The following is a 16308-nucleotide window of genomic DNA, read 5'->3' on the forward strand; positions in this document are numbered from 1 at the left end:
CACTGTTACTCTTTGTCTTTCAAGCGTTTCCGGATCTTGTCTTCGGTCTCGCCAAGGCCATGCTTCGTGCGCTCGTCGAGCCCACCAGCAGTACCCCCTTCTTTCATCGGCTTATCGCCGCCGGCCTTGCGGATTTTCTCTTTCTCTTGATCGGAATGCGGTTGGTTCTTCATGTCTTTGTTCATGGGACTCTCCATCGTCTGCGGAATCAACATGCCCGCGGTCTGAATGTTCCCCGGTTTAAGCGACAGATCCTCTGAAGTGACGGTTGTCTTGCAGGCCAAGGCGGACACATTTCTGCGCAACATCAAGAGCGCCGAGCAGACGTTCGTCGGCAGTTTCGACCGGATCGAGAACGAGGCCGATCAGGCCGGGAGTACCCTTGCGACGGTCAGAACTCGGGGGCACAAAGTTTCACTGCGGCGGCCGCACAGGCTCCACGAGCAGCGGCGGCTATCGGCGGTGTGCGCTCCGGATCCTTCCGATTGGCCCCTGACTTCGTGAATGTCCGATGCGTGGCGCAAGTGCTTGCCTGGCTGAAGGAGAAGTTCGGCGCAGGCGTGAAGGCTGGCAAGAAGGCAAACTTCATACCCGGCAATGGGAATCGACGGGACTCGGACGTCCTTGTCTGCGTGGCGAACAAGACGTTCATGTCATACCCTGCTACGGGTGAACCCGCCTTCGTCGAGGGCGTATGCTTCTGGACATCGGACGGAGAGAAGATCGTCAACTATCCGCGTCAGCACCTCGACAACTGCACAGCCAAGAACGGGGCAACCGCGAGCCGATTCAAGCCGAGCATTCGCCTTTTGAAGAACATGCGAAACGCCATGATCGAACAGGGCTACATCAATGACGGGCTGGCCCCATCGTACTTCCTCGAGGGATGCTCTCCAATGTTCCAACGCAGCACTTCGTGGCGAGCCGTCAGCAGACGTTCGAGAACTACATGCACTGGCTTCAGACGTGCCCGACCGGCGATCTGACCTGCGCTAACGACATCCACTACCTCCTTCGCGATGGGCATTCGGTGTGCTGGAACCTAGCCGACTTCAATACCTTCCGGGGCTCGGCGATGTTGTTCTACAACCAATGGTGAGCCACAGCTTGACAGCCTACGCGTTTTCGATCAGCCGAAGCGCGTATCACTCGGCGCTGATCTCCTGGCACCCTGCTTCCCATGCCTTCTGGTCTGGTGATTGCCGGCCGTCGGCCGTCTTCACCTCGTGCAGGACGAACGGACCGCCGGGCCAAAACGAAAACGCCCGGAGCCGTAGAAATAGATTCCGCCGTTTTCGGCCCGGAACCGACTGGCTATTTTCGTGCTCTGCGGACCTCCATCCTGCCACTTACGTCACATGCGCGACGAATTGACCGGTTCGGTGAATCTGTGTCGCGGCGCTGAGTCAGCAAGCGAGCGTCCGCAAAGGGCCGGAATCGCCAGCGCATCCAGGGTCGACGAATGTCAGCTAAGTCCAACCGGAGCACGCAAGCCGACTGTCTCTTTACGGCCCCGTAGCGGACTGTCCGCTATCGGGAAGCATTTCGCCGAAGCGGACAATCCGCATGCGACCCCAATCCGGCACAGCAATTTACGGCTCCACCCGGTGGGGAACGGCGGGCAGCCTTCGGACCAAAGCTCGCAACGCGAGGGGCGCACGCTTCGGCTTCGCTCGCGTCTTGGTGATCAAGCGCCAAACGCGCCATCAATCGTATGCATCGCTCCTGTCACGAAGCCGGCCTCAGGGCCCGCAAGCCAAGCTACCATCCCGGCGACTTCCTCAGGCCGCCCGTGGCGCTTGATGGCGGGCTAGGTCTCAAATGGATGATCGCCGCCAGCTCGAGATGCAGCTTCTCGGCGATCTGCGCAAAGAGTTCGTTGTCAGCATCGATACCGCTCATGTTCGCAGCGCCGAGCCCAATTCAGCGCGAAACTTCGAGATGTGGCCGCGGCGGCCGGGGCGAACCTGGTGGCCGCTATTTCATATCCGGCAGCACCGCCCAGCATGCAATACGCGATCGTGCTCTCCACGCCCTCGAGGAAGTCGGGTATCGCGGCTTTGGCGATGCGACGGTGATCTCGGACGGCGCGGAAATCCTGAAGCGGCTGCCCCGCGCCATGCCGAAGCCGACGACCCACATCGTCGACTGGTTCCACATCGCCATGAAGATCCAACCCATGCAGCAGATCGCTGACCACATCGTGCGATCCCGATCTGGAACCTTTGACGCGCTTCCATCCATCGACCCGGACATCAGAGCCGTGAAATGGCGCCTGTGGCATGCCCGGGTTGATCGTGCGATCCGGGAACTGGAGCGGCTCCTGGCGAGAGTGAAGGATGCGCAGAAAGAAGGCGAGTTCTCGATCGCACGGCTTCACAGCCTCGGCGCGCAACTCCTGACCTATGTTCGTTCGAACCGCAGTGCGATTGTCAATTATGGAAAGCGCCACCGGTCCGGACTTCGCGTTGCCACGACCCGCGCCGAGTCGGCGGTGAATTCACTTGTCGGCAAGCGGATGGTCAAGAAGCAGCAGATGCGCTGGTCGCTCCACGGTGCGCATATGCTCATGCAGGTCCGGGCGGCGGAGATCAACGGCGAACTTCGCAAACAGCTGCGCGCGCCGTTCAGACAGCCTGAACCTAGCGTGCCACCAATATTCAAGCCGAAACCGCCTCTTCTGCGTGCCGCCTGACCCCAGAGAAGTTACTGGTCTCGCCAGCATGGAAACCGTGAGAGCACCCGCGAGGTGATGAGGAAGACGAGGAAATTGACGGCCGCGGGAACGGAGATGCTGATGGCGTACCAGAAGACGCCGCGGAAGGCGACCGCGGGGCGTCCCATCTTGTGCTGATGGCGGGGGATCTCGCCGTTTCCGGTCGGCGCGGCGTCGGTCAGGTGCGGGGGCATGGGCCCTCCGCGGAAACGCCTTTCCGGCGGTTGCGCCCGTGGATCTCCGTTTCCGGGACACGGAGGCGACAATATTTGCCAGTTAAATGGCTTTCTCCGTGGTATCCAGCAGGCCCGATGCGAAAAGAATGCCGATGAAGGGACTGGCCGGTCTTTTGAACCTGTGGGGCCGAAGGGTGCCGCAACGGCGTCCGAGGCTGCGCCTCAGCGCAGCCGACATGCCGATCTACGCCATCGGCGATGTGCACGGCTGCCTGGAACAGCTCCTGGCGCTGGAAGAAAAGATCGTCGCGGATGCGCGGGCGCTGCCCGGCGCCAAGCTGATCGTCATGCTGGGCGACTATATCGACCGAGGGCCGGCCTCCGCGCAGGTGATCGACCATCTCGACGCACCGCCGCCCGCAGGCTTCGAACGCATCTGTCTTGCAGGCAATCACGAGGCGCTCATGCTGGCCTATCTGGAAGAGCGTGCTGCGCTTTCGCAATGGCTGGCGCTCGGCGCCGAGGCCACACTCTCCTCCTACGGCATCGATCGCGATCGCCTTTCGCGGGTCTACACGCAGCCAAGGCAGGTCGATGCACTCATCCGCCGGACGATTCCGGACGCCCATGCCGCCTTTCTGCGCAGGCTGCCGGTACTGGTCGAGGCACCCGGGCTTGCCTTCGTGCATGCGGGCTTCCGCCCGGACCTGCCGCTCGAACGTCAGTCGGACAGCCAGCTGGTCTCGATCCGCGAGGCCTTCTACACGCGTGCGCATCTGCTCGAACGGACGGTCGTGCACGGCCATACGCCCATCTCCCGACCCCGGCTCGAGGGCAGGCGGCTCAATATCGACAGCGGCGCCTATCTTGGAGGACCGCTGACCGCCGTGCGTATCTGGCGCGGCGAGGGCCTCTTTCTGCAGAGCCATGCGAGCGCTCCCGGCGTGTCTTCTCATTCGACCCGATCCCCGTAATAGGCCCCGTACCGGCCCACATAGCTTTCCGCCCCGCCCGGCGTTGCGTAACGGGCGAGCTTCTTCATGTCGGCCTTGTTGAGGATGACGCCGATCGCCTTTGCGGCGATCCGGCGCTCCGATTGGAGCGTGGAGCGCAAGAGCGCCCGCGGCGTGGCGCCCCATTCGGTCACGATGACGAAGCCATCGGCCATGGGCTCGAACGCCTTGGCGTCGATCACCGGTCCCAGTGGAGGCAGGTCGATCACGATGTAGGAGAACATCCGGCGCGCCTCGTCTATGAGCTTTTGCATGCCGGGGCCGGAGAGCAGCTCGCTCGTATGTGCGAAGTGACGGCCGCTGGCCGGCAGAATGGCCATCTGCGTTGCGCGGTCGATGCGTACGTAGTTCGGCCAGTGCTTGTCTCCCGCGATCGCCTCGACCAGCCCGCCGCCGGAGGTCCCCGAAAGGCTGCGGCTCAGCCCGCGGCCGCGCAGGTCGCCGTCGATCAGCAACGTCTTGGCTCCGCTTGCCGCGGTCAGGCAGGCGAAGTTTGTCGCCACCGTCGTCTTGCCCTCGTCGGGGAGAACCGAAACGAAGCCGATCACCCTGCTGTTGCCGTGCAGGAGGAGATCGGCCGAATGCCGCGTGTTGCGCATGGTTTCGGCGAAGGACGAGCCGGGCGCATCCTTGGTGACGCGCAGGATGTTCGGCGACACGGTAACCGTTTTCTCATTCTGAGGCCTGTCGTTCCGGCCGCCTTTCGCACCTGCCCGTCCGGTCTTCCCGAGAAGCGGCAGATAGCCGAGGAACTTGAGGCCGAGGGCGTCCCTGACGTCTTCGCTGGTGCGGAAGAAGCGCTCCCGGAACTCCTGGAACGCGGCCGTGCCGCCGCCGGCGAACAATCCCAGCACGAGAGACAGAGCGAGTACGACCGTCCTGCTCGGGCTGGAGGGGCCGACGGGATCCTCGGCCTGCGAGATCACACGCGCCTTGGCGATCGGCAGCGAGCGTTGCTGCGAAGCTTCCTCGTAGCGCGCCAGGTAGGTCTGATAGAGGTTGGCGAGCGTCGTCGCCCTCTGCTCCAGCTCGCGTAACTTGACCAGCGCCTTGCCCGTTTCCGAGCTTTCGTCGGACATGGTCCCGACATTGCCGCTCAGCGACTCCTCGCGGGCCAGCGCCACGCTGTACTCGTTGCGGTAGGTTTCGGTGAGCTGTTCGAGCTCGCGGAAGATCTGCCGCTCGAGCTCGCCCTGCTCGCGGCGCAGATTGACGGCCTGCGGGTGGTCCTCGCCGAATTGCGCCTCGACGTCCTGAAGCCGGCTGCTGATCGTGAGATAGCGCGATTTCATCTCGTTGATCAGGGTGCTGTTCGGCTGCTCCGTTGGGATGGTGGCGTTGCGCACCGCATTCTCGGCGCCGCTCTCGATGATGGACTTGAACTGCTCGTAGCGCGCGCGGGCATTCGCGGTCTCGGCCCGCGCCAGGATGAGCTGGCTGTTCAGGTCCGACAGTTGCTGCTCGGAAATCAGCTCCCCGCTGGAAGCGGTCAGCCCGTGTTCGGCCCGGTACTGCTCGACCTCGAGGGCGGCCGTTTGCGAGCTCTGCCGCAATTCGTCGAGCCTGCCCTGCAGCCACGTCATGGCGCGCTGGGTGGCGTCGAAATTCGCTTCGAGCTGGTCTGCGAGATAGGCATCGGCGTAGGCGCGCGTGATTGCTCCGGCGAGCGCCGGGTCGCTCGCGCTGAACGACACCTGGATGACGAGGCTGCGCCCGACCCGCTCGGCCGACACGTCCTGCTGGAGGAGGGCGGTCGCCTTGCCGATATTCGCTTCCTCCGTCTGCCGGTCGGACTTCGATGGTCCGAACAGGCTCAGCACCGCCCTGGCTTGCGACTTGAGCCACGCCACCGGCGCCTTGGGCGGGTTGAGGAAGGCCTCGTTGTTTTGCAGGTCCTCGGCAAGCACGACCGTGCGGGCGAGCTGTGCGGATTTGAGGATTTCCACTTCGCTCGACATCATGGAATCGATCCGCATATTGCTCGATACGGGCGGCTCCTCCTGTGTGAACTTCGCCAGATTTTCATCGATGAGGATGCGGGTCGCGGCCGTATAGACGGGCGGCGTGACCAGCAGATAGGCGACCCCGAGCGCTACGCCCAGGGCCGCGAACAGCGCGATCAGCCACGCGCGCCGCCATATGGCGGCCGCGAGGACCTCGAGGTCGATGAACCGCTCCTCCCTCGGCTCATCGTCCCGGAAAAGATGGCTGTCCAGTTGCTGGCTTCTCTGATGCATCAAGTTACCCGCATGGCGCTGTTTCGCGTGTGCCGCGAAGGAGCCATGCTCATGCCGCGTTGCTGCGGATCTCCTGTGCCGCCACCATCTCCGTGATGGGTTCGAGCACGAGATCGCGAATGTCGGAGCGGGCGAATGCGAAAGCTACGTTCGCCTGGATGAAGCCTTCCTTCGAGCCGCAATCGAACATCCGGCCGGTGAACGGGGCGGCGTAGAATTTCTGCACCTCCATCAGGCGGTGCATCGCATCCGTCAGCTGAATCTCGCCACCCGCGCCACGCTGCTGGTTGCCAAGCAAAGCGAAGATTTCCGGTTGAAGGATGTAGCGGCCGTTGATGTAGCTGTTGGAAGGCGCGACCGAGGGATCGGGCTTCTCCACCATCTCGGTGACTTCAAATCCGGTCCCGATCTGCGTTCCCTTGCCGACGATACCGTATTTGTGGGTCAGTTTCGGATCGCATTCCTCGACCGTGATCACATTGCCGCCGGTCTCGGCGTAGAGCTCCATGGCGCCGGAAAGGCATCCGCGCTCGCCGTAGGAAACCATGTCGGGCAGGAGAACGGCGAAAGGCTCGTCGCCGACCAGGTCGCGCGCGCACCAGACCGCATGGCCGAGACCGTCCGGCGACTGCTGGCGCGTGACGCTCACCGCGCCGGCGGGGAGCTGAAGCGCATCGAGCTCGGTGAGCTGTTTCGACTTGCCGGCCCGCTTCAGCGTGTCGTTGAGCTCGGGCTGGACGTCGAAATAGTCCTCGATCGGGGCCTTGTTGCGCCCGGTCACGAAGACGATGTGCTCGATGCCCGCCTCCAGCGCTTCGTCGACCGCGTACTGGATGACCGGGCGATCGACGATCGTGAGCATTTCCTTCGGCATGGACTTGGTGGCAGGCAGGAACCGCGTGCCCATTCCCGCCACGGGGATCACCGCTTTTCTGACTTTCCGCATTGCGTCCTCTCTCTCCGCTAGGATTGGAATTCCCCGTGCCCCTGGATCGTCCCCCGGTTGAATCGCGCCGCCATGCGCCGCAGCCGCGCGCCGATGGGCATGCGCATATGACGCAGCGCCACCGGATCGCGCACGGCGCAGCGGGCGGCCTTGAAAAGCGCCCGTTCTTTCAGGTGTTGAACGACGGACAGAAACGACACCGCCTGGCGAAGGCTCCGGCGGCGCTCCCGCAGCGCCCGTCGTGAAGCCGGATCCAGATCGTGCGCCCGCTCGAAGCCGGCGTCGGCGGCGAGCATCGCCTCGACGTGCCATTTTTCGAGAACGCGCGAGATCGACCCGCTGCGCAAGGCATAGATGTAGCCCGGCTGCGGCTCGACCACGCAGTGCGCGCCCTTCGCCAGGGCCGCAGCCAGGAAGAGATAATCCTCGCCGATCCGCAGCTCTTCGTCGTAGCGCAGGCCGTGCGCCTCAACGAACGCGCGCTCGAAGATGGGCTTCATATAGCCGAAATTGTACGTCGCCTCGAAAATGCGGTTGGAATGGATGAAGGTGGCGAGCGTCAGGCGCTCGAGTTTTTCGAGATCCCGCGGCATGAACATCATCCGGTGGCGGGTTTCCGCGCTGTTTTGGGCGATGAAAAGGTTGTCGACGACGATCTGGGCGCCTTCCCGCCTCGCCCGTGCGACCATGCGGGTGAGCCGGTCGGGCTGCATCGCGTCGTCGGCGTCGAGCACCGCGATCCAATGGCCCCGCGCCTCAGCGAGGCCGGCATTGCGCGCACCGCCGGGGCCGCGGTTTTCGGCAAGATCGACGAGCCTCACTGCCGTTTCGGGGAAGCCGCGGGCGATCTCCGCCGTCCGGTCGCCGGACGCATCGTTGACGACGACGACCTCGACCGCGATGTCACGCTGGTTGAGTGCGCTGCGGATCGCATCGGGCAGCGTATCCTCGGCATTGTACGCGGCGATGATGACGCTGACGTCAGGCTGCATTGCCGTGCTCCGCCGCCGGGGAAGGGCCGCCGTACTGGCGGATTTCACGCAAGCCGAGGAGCCCGGCGGTCACGCCGACGTGCATGATGCCGCGCAGGATCGAGGGATTGCGCCTGGCCGCAAAGGGACAAAGGAGGGCGGCGGCGGCAAAGCAGTATCCCGCCTTCAGACCCGCCAGCCCCAGATGTACGAGCCGCCGCGGCGGCACCGAGCCATTCGCCAAAAGCCGCCCGTGCGTCTGCCCCATGCGGAAGCGGCGCCTGGCGAGCCAGGAAAAGCGGGCGCGGCCGTCCGGCACGATCTCCTCCACCCAGGCCTCGGGTGCATAGGCGATCGTGCCGCCGGCCTGATAGAGCCGTGAGAAGAAATCGGTGTCCTCGCCGCCGGAGCGCCCGAGCGACAGGTCGAAACGCCGGCCCCTGACGAAGGGCGAGGCGCCCTTCAAAAGGACATTGCACGTGTAGCCCGTGCGGATCTCGCCCCTGACCCGGACGGGAAATGTCGAATGGCTGTCGGCGCGCCGCATCCAGCCCGGCGCGCCGGGACGGTAGATCGCCCGGACGGGGCCGAGCACCGCATCGGCCCCGGTGTCCAGCGCCGTCGCCAGGAGCGCGCCGAGCCAGGGGCGAGTGACGGTTTCGTCGTCGTCGACAAAGGCCAGGAAGTCCCCGCTCGCGGCATCCAGACAGGCGTTGCGGGCGATCGAGATGTTGCGCGCCGGGGCATGGACATGGACCAGCTCGTGGGGAAAACCTTCCGCCACCCGCTCGACGCGCTCGCGGGCACTCGGCGTGATGTCGTTGTCGGCCACGATCACCCGCAGCCGCACGCCATCAGGCACATCGAGATCGGCCACGGACCGCAGCGTGTCGAGCAGCGCATCGCGCCGGAAGGTGCAGATGCAGATGTCGATTGACGGCGACAGGGGCGTGAGGAGCGCGGTGCTCATGACGTGCCCTTTCCGCGCCTGCGGGACCTGAGCATCTGCAGCCAGAAGCCGGCGGACCATCCGAAATGCATGACCATCGCCGCGACGCTGGCCAGCACCGCGCGCGGATCGCGCTGTCCGACGCCCAGCACGACGCCGTAGCCGAGACAGATCAGGACCCACAGGAAAAACGGCACGGCCGTCCACCAGTGAAACAGCGCGAGCAACGCGCCGGCCGCGCACGGCAGGACCATCGCCGGTAGCATCTGCCGCAGCTTCGGCAGCGTGCGGTGCTTGAGAAAGTTGCTCGCGCGTCCCTTCCCGTAATTCACGTATTGCCGGAAGAGGCCGTACACCGTATCGCGCGGGTAATAGGTCATGCCGGTCCTGTCGGTCAGCCAGATACGGTAGCCGGCCGCGCCCAGGCGGTGGTCCAGTTCGGCGTCCTCGTTGTGGCCGAAGCTCTCGTCATAGCCGCCGACGGCGCGGAATGGCGCGATCCGCATGAGCGCGTGATGGCCGTGGTCGGTCCAATGCCCCTTGGCGCCCGCGCGGTGTTTCGACCCGCCATTGCCGAGCTTCGAGTTCTGCGCCATTGCCGCGGCCTGCTGGAACAGGCTGCGGCCCTTCGTGGTCATGACGACGACGACCGAATCCGCCCCCGTCGATTGCGCCTCCTCGATCAGGCGGTCGCAGAAATCGTCGGGATAGTCGGCATGGGCGTCGATGCGGATCAGGCAATCGACCGTGTCGCCGAATTCCTGGACGGCGAGATTGACGGCCGCGCCCTGGAGCTTTCGCGGGTTGTCGAGAACCACGACACGCGGATTGACCTCGGCGATGCGGCCGAGGATTTCGCGCGTGCCGTCGGTGCTGCCGCCGTCGGCGACCACGATCGGCATGTCCAGCCGGTCCGCCGCGCCGTCGAGATCCTGAAGCAGGCGCTCGATATGCGCCGCTTCATTGAGGCAGGGGATCACCACAATGGCGCTCAACCGCGTTTGGGGAGCGTCCTTGCGCATCGTTGCGGGTGCTTCACAATTCATGCCGCAGCCTCCAGTATCTTGTCGTCGGCCCGCGCCCGTGTAAGCCCCTCGAGACGCCCCACCAGCGCGCGGCAATCCGCAGGACCGCAGATCCAGGTATTGTCGGGCTTCGCCGCGACACGCGCGCGGTGGTCCGTGTAGGAGGCCGCATCGACGGAGCCGAGCAGGGCGGTGAGCGCGTTGGCGGAAGGCTCGGCAAGAAGGGCGCCGATCCCGTGGCTATCCAGGAACCGGCCCGTTTCCGTGCCGTCCATGCCGATCGGCACGGCGCCGTGGCGACATCCCTCGTAGAGCCGGTTCGGTAACAGCCATTTCGAGTTCAGGCCTTCCTCGAAGAAGTCGATGGCCCAGGCGAAGTGCGCGGTGCCGTAGATCGCGGCGAGGTCATCCGGATTGCGATAGGCGCCTTCAAAGCGCATGTGCGGCTCGGCGGCGACGGTGGCGTCGAAATCGTCGAACTCCGAATAGGCGGGGCGGCCGCGCAACACGACCTCGAACGTTCCCTGCATGCGCCGCGTGAAGGCGGACAGGAGCGCCAGCGAGCGGCGGCAGCGCAGCGCGCCGAACCAGCCGATCCGCCACGGCGCGCCGGGCACCGGCGCGTTTTGCGCCGCCGTCTTTGTGACAGGGCCGAGTTCCAGGACCTTGTTCTCGAGGAGAAGCACGGGCGCGCCGATCTGCCCGCGCGGCGCGAAATATTCGCGCAGAAAGGCCGGCGAACTCGTGATCAGGAGGGCGGCGGTGCCGCCGAGGGCGCGCTCGGCCGCGCGCATGGCAAGACCGATCCCGTCGCGTCTGAGCAGCAGCCGGTGAACGTCCAGGCATTCATAGACGATCGGAATGTCGCCGCCGAACTGCGCGCACAGGCGCCGGGCGAACACCAGCATCTCTAGATTGCGGGCGATGATCACGTCGGGCTTCGAGACGTGCCTGAACCTGGGGCCGAGCGCCAGGTTTGCGCCGGCGATCGCGGCCAGGCGCTGGGCGAACCTGCCGTCGTGCGTCCTGCCGAGGCCAACCGGCCTCTCGCCTGCAACCTCGCGCGCCGGCTCCCGGTCGCGGTGGAAGCCGGCAAGGGAAACCGCCGCACCTCCGGCCTTCAGCATGGCGACGCGCCGGCTGGTCGCGGGGTCGGACAAGTCATGCACGAGGTACAGGACGTGCAGCATAGGAAAACTCACCGCGATCCGCCCCCACGGGAAACGTTATCGAACATGATACCGCGGCGCAACATATTATATTGCACCGCAGCGAAGGCATTCGCCACGCCTGTCCAAGGGGTCACTCGAGCGTGCATACGATCGACTCCGGAAACTGGCAGTCGTCGCCCAGCGCCGTGAAGGCGACCCGGTCCACTTCGGCCGAGAGCGCGCCCTCCGGCGGGGCGAACGTCCCCAGCCACGATTCCATGTTGTCGCTCGCCCAGAGGCTCAGATAGATCTTGGAGGCATGGGTGGGGACGAGGGCCGGGTCGTTCACCTCGTGAACCAGCTCGCCGTTGACGAACCAGCGGATGCGGCCCTCCTCCCAGACGAAGGCGTAGTCGTTGAAGGCCGCGTCCGCACCGCCGGGGACGGGCACCAGCTTCTCGTTGCCGCCTTCGCCCGAGACATACTGGTTGAGCTGAACCTGCGAGGGGTCCTTGCCCAGGAACTCGAAGTCGATCTCGTCCCACGGTTGCCCGTGCGCCGGTCCGATATAGGTGAAGAAGCCGGTGTTCATGCCCGAGCCGGCGACCGCCCGGATGCGGGCCTCATAGGTGCCGTATCCGAGGCGCTTGTTGGTCTGGATTTCGCCGCAGGCATAGGCGCGGTCACCGGTCTCGCGCTCGGTAAAGCCGAGTGACAGGACGCCGTCGGAAACCGCCACCTGGTCCTTCGACCAGGTGCAGTTCTGGTGCGCGCCGTTGGCCCATCCATCGGAAACATACCAGCGGGCTCCGTCGAGGCGATCGAAGTCTTCCACGAACGAGGCGCCGCCCTCCTGGGCGATTGCCGGACAAGCGGCCCCGACAATAAAGAGCAGTGCAAGCGGCAGATTTCTTTGTCGGCTAAGAAGATTGCGCAATGTCCTTCATGCTCCCGTTTGCGGCGGTCCTTCAGTGCGGCTGCAGAGTGATGCGTATTTCGATGACAATGAGGCGCGAATTCCTTTGCGTGGTCGCTGACGATCAATCATCCGCAGTGGAAGCAACATTATTTGAGTCGAAATTCTTGTTTTGGTCGCTTTCCATCGGATCGAACTTCTCGGCCGTGTCGAAGAACGCCTTCGCGTCCATCTCGGCGTGCCTCATGAACGCGGCCTGTCCCTCGAGGGCGGCAATGCGCGCCTGGTAACGCTGCATCTGCGTCGACAGGTCGTCGGCCTTTGCAGACAGCGCCTCTCCCTCTCCGTTCTCGAAAGCCTCGAGCGCGAATGCCGCGGAGGTTTGCGCGGTCTCGTAGCGCGCCTGAAGCCCGCTGCGTTCGGCCTCGATTTCGGCGTGCAGTTGGTGGAGCAGTTGAAGCAGCCTGTCGCGACGGCCGAGATCGGTCGCGCGATCGCGTTGCGGATTGCGGGTTCGAAAGCTGAGCAGTGCCATGAGGTTCCTTTCAAGGTCAGGGCGGGACGGCCGCCGTCCGTCAGCTTCTTTCGGCGTCCTCCCCGACGATTGCGCGGATCTCCGCGACCTGCTGCTCGGAAAGATCCTCCTTCCAGCGGACGAGCGACTTGGACTTGATCTCCGGCCGCGCGATCGGGTCGTCCAGGTCCAGGAATTCCTGCAGCCGCTGAAGCTCCTGTGCCGTGTCGGTCTGGAGCTTGTGATAGCGCATGCGGATCATCCGCTCGCCGAGCACCGTTTCCAATTCGTCGAGGCGGCGCAGATGCGCATGCCATCTGACGGCGCAGCGGCCGGCAAGCGACATGCGCGCATAGGCCTCGCGATTGTCCTCGCTGACGCCCAGGAAGCGGTTCGGCACCGGATAGGCGTCCCAGTTCTCCGCCCAGTAGCGCACGCCCTCGTGCCGCAGGCTGCTTGCCACCGTGCCGAAGACGTCGCGCAGGACACCGATGAAGCGGGCGGCCGGGAAGGCCTCGGCCAATTGCTCGGCCAGCCAGATGTTGGGATGGCTCTTGTCGAGCAGCCGCTTCGGCCGCGCACTCGCCGCTTCGAGCTGGTAACGGCGCAGCAGGCCGGGCAGGAGCCTGGCTTCCGCGCTCGGGTCGATGGCCATCTCCGTGACCCAGTTGAAGATGGGCGGCTTCTCGATGAGCGTGTGCAGCGCCGTATGCGGCTCGAGGATCCAGGCGACCCAATGGGTGCCCGAACGTCCCGTACCGAGCACGAAGATGGGATCGGGCGGGGGGCCGGGTTCGAAGGCGAGGCGCGCCCGCTGGCGTGTGAGCCGGACGAAGTCGGCGAGCCGGCGGGATCGACCGCTGGAGATGTTCTGCGGTAGCTCAATCGTCATGTGAAGTCCCTTGTTCCATGTCGCCCCAATACCGCCGTTTCGTGCTGGTCTCGCTCAATCCATCGCCAGACGCCCCTCGAGCAGATAGCGCGGCCCCGGGGGAGACGCCGACCACGCCCGTCGGCGCATGAAGGACTCGGTCTTGTCGGCCAGCACTCCGCCGGCGATCCCCGGAAGCGACATGGGGCGCACGTACGCATCCCGTATCGCGGCCATCAGCCCCGATCCCGCCTTGACGTCGAGAAATCGCCGCAACTCATAGCGCGCGCGGATGTGGTGGGCGTGCCGCCTGAAGTGCGTTTTCGCCTCCCGCGGCAGGGTGGGCGAGCGCATGATCGCCTCGTCGGCCTCCCACAGGCGCTTCAGATCCTGCGTGGCATGCCGCCCGCTCAGCGAATCCGGGCGGACCACGGCGCCGTAGCCGCAGGCGCGGACGACCTTGTAGCGCGCACCCTGTGCCAGGGCGCGCGCATAGAGATCGTAGTCCTCGCCCAGCCGCAATTCTTCGTTGTAGCGCAGGCCGTGACGATCGAGGAACGCGCGGCGCACCACCGGCTTGAGAAAGCCGATCTCGCCGCGGGACAGGCCGCGTCTGGCGATGTTGCCTTCGATGAAGGTGTGGAGGTCGAGAAAATGCGGCTCCGGGGCAAAGCGCGGTATGTTCGGTTCGCCGACCTCGGCGCCGACGAACATGACGTTGTCGGCCACGAAATCCCAATCATCCCCGGTAAGGAGCGTCTCGAAGCGCCCGGGCAGGAAGAAATCGTCCGCATCCAGCACGGCGATCAGGGGGGCTGTGGAATTGGCGATGGCGTGATTGCGCGCGAATGCGGGACCGCGATTACGGGAAAGGCGCAGGACCCGCAGGCGGCCGGTGCCGTCGTCGGATCGGTGTGCCTCTCCTGCGGTATCGTCGCTGGACCCGTCGTCGACGACAACGACTTCGCCCACCTCCCTCTCACGCAACGCGGAGGCGGTGGCCCGAGCAATCGTGTCGGAAGCGTCTTTGGCCGCGATGATGACGCACACCGTGTCTGGAGCCGATGAATCCACTGCAACCTCGTATGCACGAATGTTGACGGAAGTCGGCCGCACCCGAGGCGGCGCGACCGCGATTTATCGGTTCCTCCCAGCAAGAACCCGGAGGGTGTACGCACAAAAAGGGGATTGCAATATGACATAGCCGTGTCGCAACGCCAGATTTGATCTGGTCATTACTGTTCAGGCGGGAAGGAAATACGATTTATAGTTGCGAGGACCGTCGCACGCCCGAGACGTGATTTGCGCCCGCGGCCGGCTCGCCATTTTTCCTGGAAGCCTTCTTTTGCTCGCTTTCCGCTGTCTCTTCGCCGCTCTGCCGACGTCGGAAGGGCGCCCAGATGATGATCAGGATGGTTGCAAAGTAGCCGACCTGAATGACGGCGGCGCAGACCAGCGTGGAGACGAACGTCGTCCATGCGGATTGCGTCACGATATATGTCGTGATGGCAAACGCGGTAAGGGCCATCAGCATGCCGCGTAGGAAGAGCGGGAAATGCATACCTAAGCTCGTATGCTGCTCTTGCGGCGGATCATCGCGTCGTCCTCCCCACAGCAATGGACAAGTCTTCCTGCGCCGCTGAGCGCGGACTGCCGAAGCGATCCAAATAGAGGTCGTCCATTGCCTCACCACTACCCTTCCCCCTACATATATTGAGCCAAGGATCGTGAAGCAATACGAAGCCGGGTTTTTCCCAACTCCGCAGTCCCTTTTCGGGGGAAACCCTTGCCGGGTGATGGATGGAATCCGAAATGCAACTCGCGTATTCAAAGAAGACGATTTTTTCTAAATGATCAAGAAGAACAAAGATGATAAAGTAGGATGATAGTTCATTCATTCATCAAAATGAACACGAAATGTTATAACAAACTCTTCAATTCATTACGTCAAAAGATTACATTATTCATCGGATAAATATTTTTATATTCATAATGCAACATATATATCATTTCGTTACATAATATGATTCTGTTTTGCCATATCGCCAAACTTTCGTTGTGTGCATCACATATATCCCCAGCTATCGTGCTGCATCGCAGCATTTGCCTGATATCTCATTGTCACTGGCTGGGAGACGCACATGAAGCATGCGACAAGGTTAGCCGAACCGCCCGCTGGAATTCGGTACCATGCCGCGGCAAAGCCCGCCGTGGGGGGTACGTTCAAGCGTGGATTTGATATTGTCGCCGCTTTGTCGGCTATCTTCTTCCTGAGCCCGCTGCTGATCCTGCTTGCCCTGCTGGTCAAGCTCTCCGACGGCGGGTCGGTCTTCTACTCCCATCCGCGCATCGGCCGCAACGGCAGCATGTTCCCGTGCCTAAAGTTCCGCACCATGGTCGAGAACGGCTCGGAGGTTCTCGCCGAGCATCTACGCCGGAATCCCGCTGCCCGCGAGGAATGGAATGCAACGCGCAAGCTGCAGGACGATCCGCGTATCACGCGGGTGGGGCTGGTCTTGCGCAAACTGAGCCTGGACGAACTTCCGCAGATCTTCAACGTTCTGCGCGGCGAGATGAGTTTCGTCGGACCCCGTCCGGTCGTCCAGGACGAGCTCGATCTGTATGGAACGGCGGTGGACTGTTATCTGCAGGCGCGTCCCGGACTGACGGGGCTCTGGCAGATCAGCGGGCGCAACGACGTTTCCTATACCAAGCGGGTGGGCTTCGACCGGTACTATGTCGAGAACTGGTCCTTCGCCTTCGACCTGCTGATCATCGTCAAGACCTTGCCCGCCGTCATCTCATCACGCGGGAGCTATTGAA

The 16308-nt window shown here is 63.8% G+C and carries 18 protein-coding genes and 1 pseudogene; 4 read left to right on the forward strand and 15 right to left on the reverse strand.

What is annotated here, in order from left to right; all coding sequences use genetic code 11:
* Nucleotides 1–5: 5 nt before the first annotated feature.
* Nucleotides 6–185 carry a hypothetical protein gene (locus SIN08_RS02360; protein ID WP_322449901.1) on the reverse strand — a complete coding sequence of 60 codons (180 nt, stop codon included), beginning with the start codon at nt 183–185 and terminating at the stop codon, nt 6–8.
* A gap of 300 nt (nt 186–485) precedes the next feature.
* Between SIN08_RS02360 and SIN08_RS02365 the strand changes: the two genes are divergently transcribed.
* The gene (locus tag SIN08_RS02365; protein ID WP_322449902.1) at nt 486–986 is read left to right on the forward strand and encodes a hypothetical protein; all 501 of its coding nucleotides are present in this window, start codon (nt 486–488) and stop codon (nt 984–986) included.
* A gap of 701 nt (nt 987–1687) precedes the next feature.
* On the opposite strand, the pseudogene SIN08_RS02370 reads toward SIN08_RS02365, so the two are convergent.
* Nucleotides 1688–1807: pseudogene (locus tag SIN08_RS02370) on the reverse strand (SDR family oxidoreductase); the annotation flags it as partial.
* Nucleotides 1762–1902, reverse strand: a complete 141-nt coding sequence (locus tag SIN08_RS02375; protein ID WP_322449903.1) for a hypothetical protein — start codon at nt 1900–1902, stop codon at nt 1762–1764. The gene SIN08_RS02375 and the pseudogene SIN08_RS02370, both read right to left, overlap by 46 nt.
* Here SIN08_RS02375 and SIN08_RS02380 point away from each other — a divergent pair.
* Nucleotides 1901–2695 (forward strand): hypothetical protein, encoded by a 795-nt coding sequence (locus tag SIN08_RS02380; protein WP_322449904.1) that lies wholly within the window; start codon nt 1901–1903, stop codon nt 2693–2695. The genes SIN08_RS02375 and SIN08_RS02380 overlap by 2 nt on opposite strands.
* An 11-nt stretch (nt 2696–2706) precedes the next feature.
* Here the strand turns inward: SIN08_RS02380 and SIN08_RS02385 are convergent, their stop codons facing one another.
* Nucleotides 2707–2910: a hypothetical protein gene (locus SIN08_RS02385; protein ID WP_322449906.1), complete on the reverse strand. Its 204-nt coding sequence runs from the start codon at nt 2908–2910 to the stop codon at nt 2707–2709.
* A gap of 128 nt (nt 2911–3038) precedes the next feature.
* On the opposite strand from SIN08_RS02385, the gene SIN08_RS02390 reads away from it, so the two are divergent.
* On the forward strand, nt 3039–3866 hold the full coding sequence (locus SIN08_RS02390) for a metallophosphoesterase (protein ID WP_322449907.1): 828 nt from the start codon (nt 3039–3041) through the stop codon (nt 3864–3866).
* Here the strand turns inward: SIN08_RS02390 and SIN08_RS02395 are convergent.
* The 11 genes from SIN08_RS02395 to SIN08_RS02445 all read right to left on the reverse strand — a co-directional run bounded on the left by SIN08_RS02395 (nt 3845) and on the right by SIN08_RS02445 (nt 15046).
* Nucleotides 3845–6142, reverse strand: a complete 2298-nt coding sequence (locus SIN08_RS02395) for a Wzz/FepE/Etk N-terminal domain-containing protein (protein WP_322449909.1) — start codon at nt 6140–6142, stop codon at nt 3845–3847. The two genes, SIN08_RS02390 and SIN08_RS02395, sit on opposite strands and share 22 nt — an antisense overlap.
* A gap of 49 nt (nt 6143–6191) precedes the next feature.
* Nucleotides 6192–7088: a UTP--glucose-1-phosphate uridylyltransferase gene (locus tag SIN08_RS02400; RefSeq protein WP_322449910.1), complete on the reverse strand. Its 897-nt coding sequence runs from the start codon at nt 7086–7088 to the stop codon at nt 6192–6194.
* Between the two features lie 17 nt (nt 7089–7105).
* The gene (locus SIN08_RS02405) at nt 7106–8080 is read right to left on the reverse strand and encodes a glycosyltransferase family 2 protein (RefSeq protein ID WP_322449912.1); all 975 of its coding nucleotides are present in this window, start codon (nt 8078–8080) and stop codon (nt 7106–7108) included.
* Nucleotides 8070–9029, reverse strand: a complete 960-nt coding sequence (locus SIN08_RS02410; RefSeq protein ID WP_322449913.1) for a glycosyltransferase — start codon at nt 9027–9029, stop codon at nt 8070–8072. The genes SIN08_RS02405 and SIN08_RS02410 overlap by 11 nt, the downstream gene beginning before the upstream one ends.
* The gene (locus SIN08_RS02415) at nt 9026–10054 is read right to left on the reverse strand and encodes a glycosyltransferase family 2 protein (RefSeq protein ID WP_322449914.1); all 1029 of its coding nucleotides are present in this window, start codon (nt 10052–10054) and stop codon (nt 9026–9028) included. Before SIN08_RS02415 ends, SIN08_RS02410 begins: the two co-directional genes overlap by 4 nt.
* On the reverse strand, nt 10051–11223 hold the full coding sequence (locus SIN08_RS02420) for a glycosyl transferase family 1 (protein WP_322449915.1): 1173 nt from the start codon (nt 11221–11223) through the stop codon (nt 10051–10053). The genes SIN08_RS02415 and SIN08_RS02420 overlap by 4 nt, the downstream gene beginning before the upstream one ends.
* 112 nt (nt 11224–11335) lie before the next feature.
* Entirely contained in the window at nt 11336–12121 is a 786-nt protein-coding gene (locus tag SIN08_RS02425) for a glycoside hydrolase family 16 protein (RefSeq protein ID WP_416208000.1), read from the reverse strand.
* Nucleotides 12122–12224: 103 nt separating this feature from the next.
* The gene (locus SIN08_RS02430; RefSeq protein ID WP_322449916.1) at nt 12225–12635 is read right to left on the reverse strand and encodes a hypothetical protein; all 411 of its coding nucleotides are present in this window, start codon (nt 12633–12635) and stop codon (nt 12225–12227) included.
* 40 nt (nt 12636–12675) lie between these two features.
* The gene (locus tag SIN08_RS02435; protein ID WP_322449917.1) at nt 12676–13506 is read right to left on the reverse strand and encodes a sulfotransferase; all 831 of its coding nucleotides are present in this window, start codon (nt 13504–13506) and stop codon (nt 12676–12678) included.
* A 54-nt stretch (nt 13507–13560) separates the two neighbouring features.
* Nucleotides 13561–14559, reverse strand: coding sequence for a glycosyltransferase family 2 protein (locus SIN08_RS02440; RefSeq protein ID WP_322449918.1), 999 nt, complete (start codon nt 14557–14559; stop codon nt 13561–13563).
* A gap of 190 nt (nt 14560–14749) precedes the next feature.
* Nucleotides 14750–15046 carry an exopolysaccharide production repressor protein gene (locus SIN08_RS02445; protein ID WP_322449919.1) on the reverse strand — a complete coding sequence of 99 codons (297 nt, stop codon included), beginning with the start codon at nt 15044–15046 and terminating at the stop codon, nt 14750–14752.
* A gap of 580 nt (nt 15047–15626) precedes the next feature.
* Here SIN08_RS02445 and SIN08_RS02450 point away from each other — a divergent pair.
* The gene (locus SIN08_RS02450; protein ID WP_322449921.1) at nt 15627–16307 is read left to right on the forward strand and encodes a sugar transferase; all 681 of its coding nucleotides are present in this window, start codon (nt 15627–15629) and stop codon (nt 16305–16307) included.
* The last annotated feature ends 1 nt before the right edge of the window (nt 16308 follow it).

The sequence above is a fragment of the Chelativorans sp. M5D2P16 genome (genome assembly GCF_034427935.1).
GTDB lineage: Bacteria > Pseudomonadota > Alphaproteobacteria > Rhizobiales > Rhizobiaceae > Chelativorans.

Bases quoted from the DNA above. Each gene is read 5' to 3' on its own strand.
- SIN08_RS02445 (WP_322449919.1), bottom strand. From the start codon at position 15,046: ATGCATTTCCCGCTCTTCCTACGCGGCATGCTGATGGCCCTTACCGCG.
- SIN08_RS02390 (WP_322449907.1), top strand. From the start codon at position 3,039: ATGCCGATGAAGGGACTGGCCGGTCTTTTGAACCTGTGGGGCCGAAGG.
- SIN08_RS02415 (WP_322449914.1), bottom strand. From the start codon at position 10,054: ATGAATTGTGAAGCACCCGCAACGATGCGCAAGGACGCTCCCCAAACG.
- SIN08_RS02430 (WP_322449916.1), bottom strand. From the start codon at position 12,635: ATGGCACTGCTCAGCTTTCGAACCCGCAATCCGCAACGCGATCGCGCG.
- SIN08_RS02385 (WP_322449906.1), bottom strand. From the start codon at position 2,910: ATGCCCCCGCACCTGACCGACGCCGCGCCGACCGGAAACGGCGAGATC.
- SIN08_RS02380 (WP_322449904.1), top strand. From the start codon at position 1,901: ATGTTCGCAGCGCCGAGCCCAATTCAGCGCGAAACTTCGAGATGTGGC.
- SIN08_RS02450 (WP_322449921.1), top strand. From the start codon at position 15,627: ATGAAGCATGCGACAAGGTTAGCCGAACCGCCCGCTGGAATTCGGTAC.
- SIN08_RS02375 (WP_322449903.1), bottom strand. From the start codon at position 1,902: ATGAGCGGTATCGATGCTGACAACGAACTCTTTGCGCAGATCGCCGAG.
- SIN08_RS02395 (WP_322449909.1), bottom strand. From the start codon at position 6,142: ATGCATCAGAGAAGCCAGCAACTGGACAGCCATCTTTTCCGGGACGAT.
- SIN08_RS02420 (WP_322449915.1), bottom strand. From the start codon at position 11,223: ATGCTGCACGTCCTGTACCTCGTGCATGACTTGTCCGACCCCGCGACC.
- SIN08_RS02435 (WP_322449917.1), bottom strand. From the start codon at position 13,506: ATGACGATTGAGCTACCGCAGAACATCTCCAGCGGTCGATCCCGCCGG.
- SIN08_RS02400 (WP_322449910.1), bottom strand. From the start codon at position 7,088: ATGCGGAAAGTCAGAAAAGCGGTGATCCCCGTGGCGGGAATGGGCACG.
- SIN08_RS02360 (WP_322449901.1), bottom strand. From the start codon at position 185: ATGAACAAAGACATGAAGAACCAACCGCATTCCGATCAAGAGAAAGAG.
- SIN08_RS02410 (WP_322449913.1), bottom strand. From the start codon at position 9,029: ATGAGCACCGCGCTCCTCACGCCCCTGTCGCCGTCAATCGACATCTGC.
- SIN08_RS02405 (WP_322449912.1), bottom strand. From the start codon at position 8,080: ATGCAGCCTGACGTCAGCGTCATCATCGCCGCGTACAATGCCGAGGAT.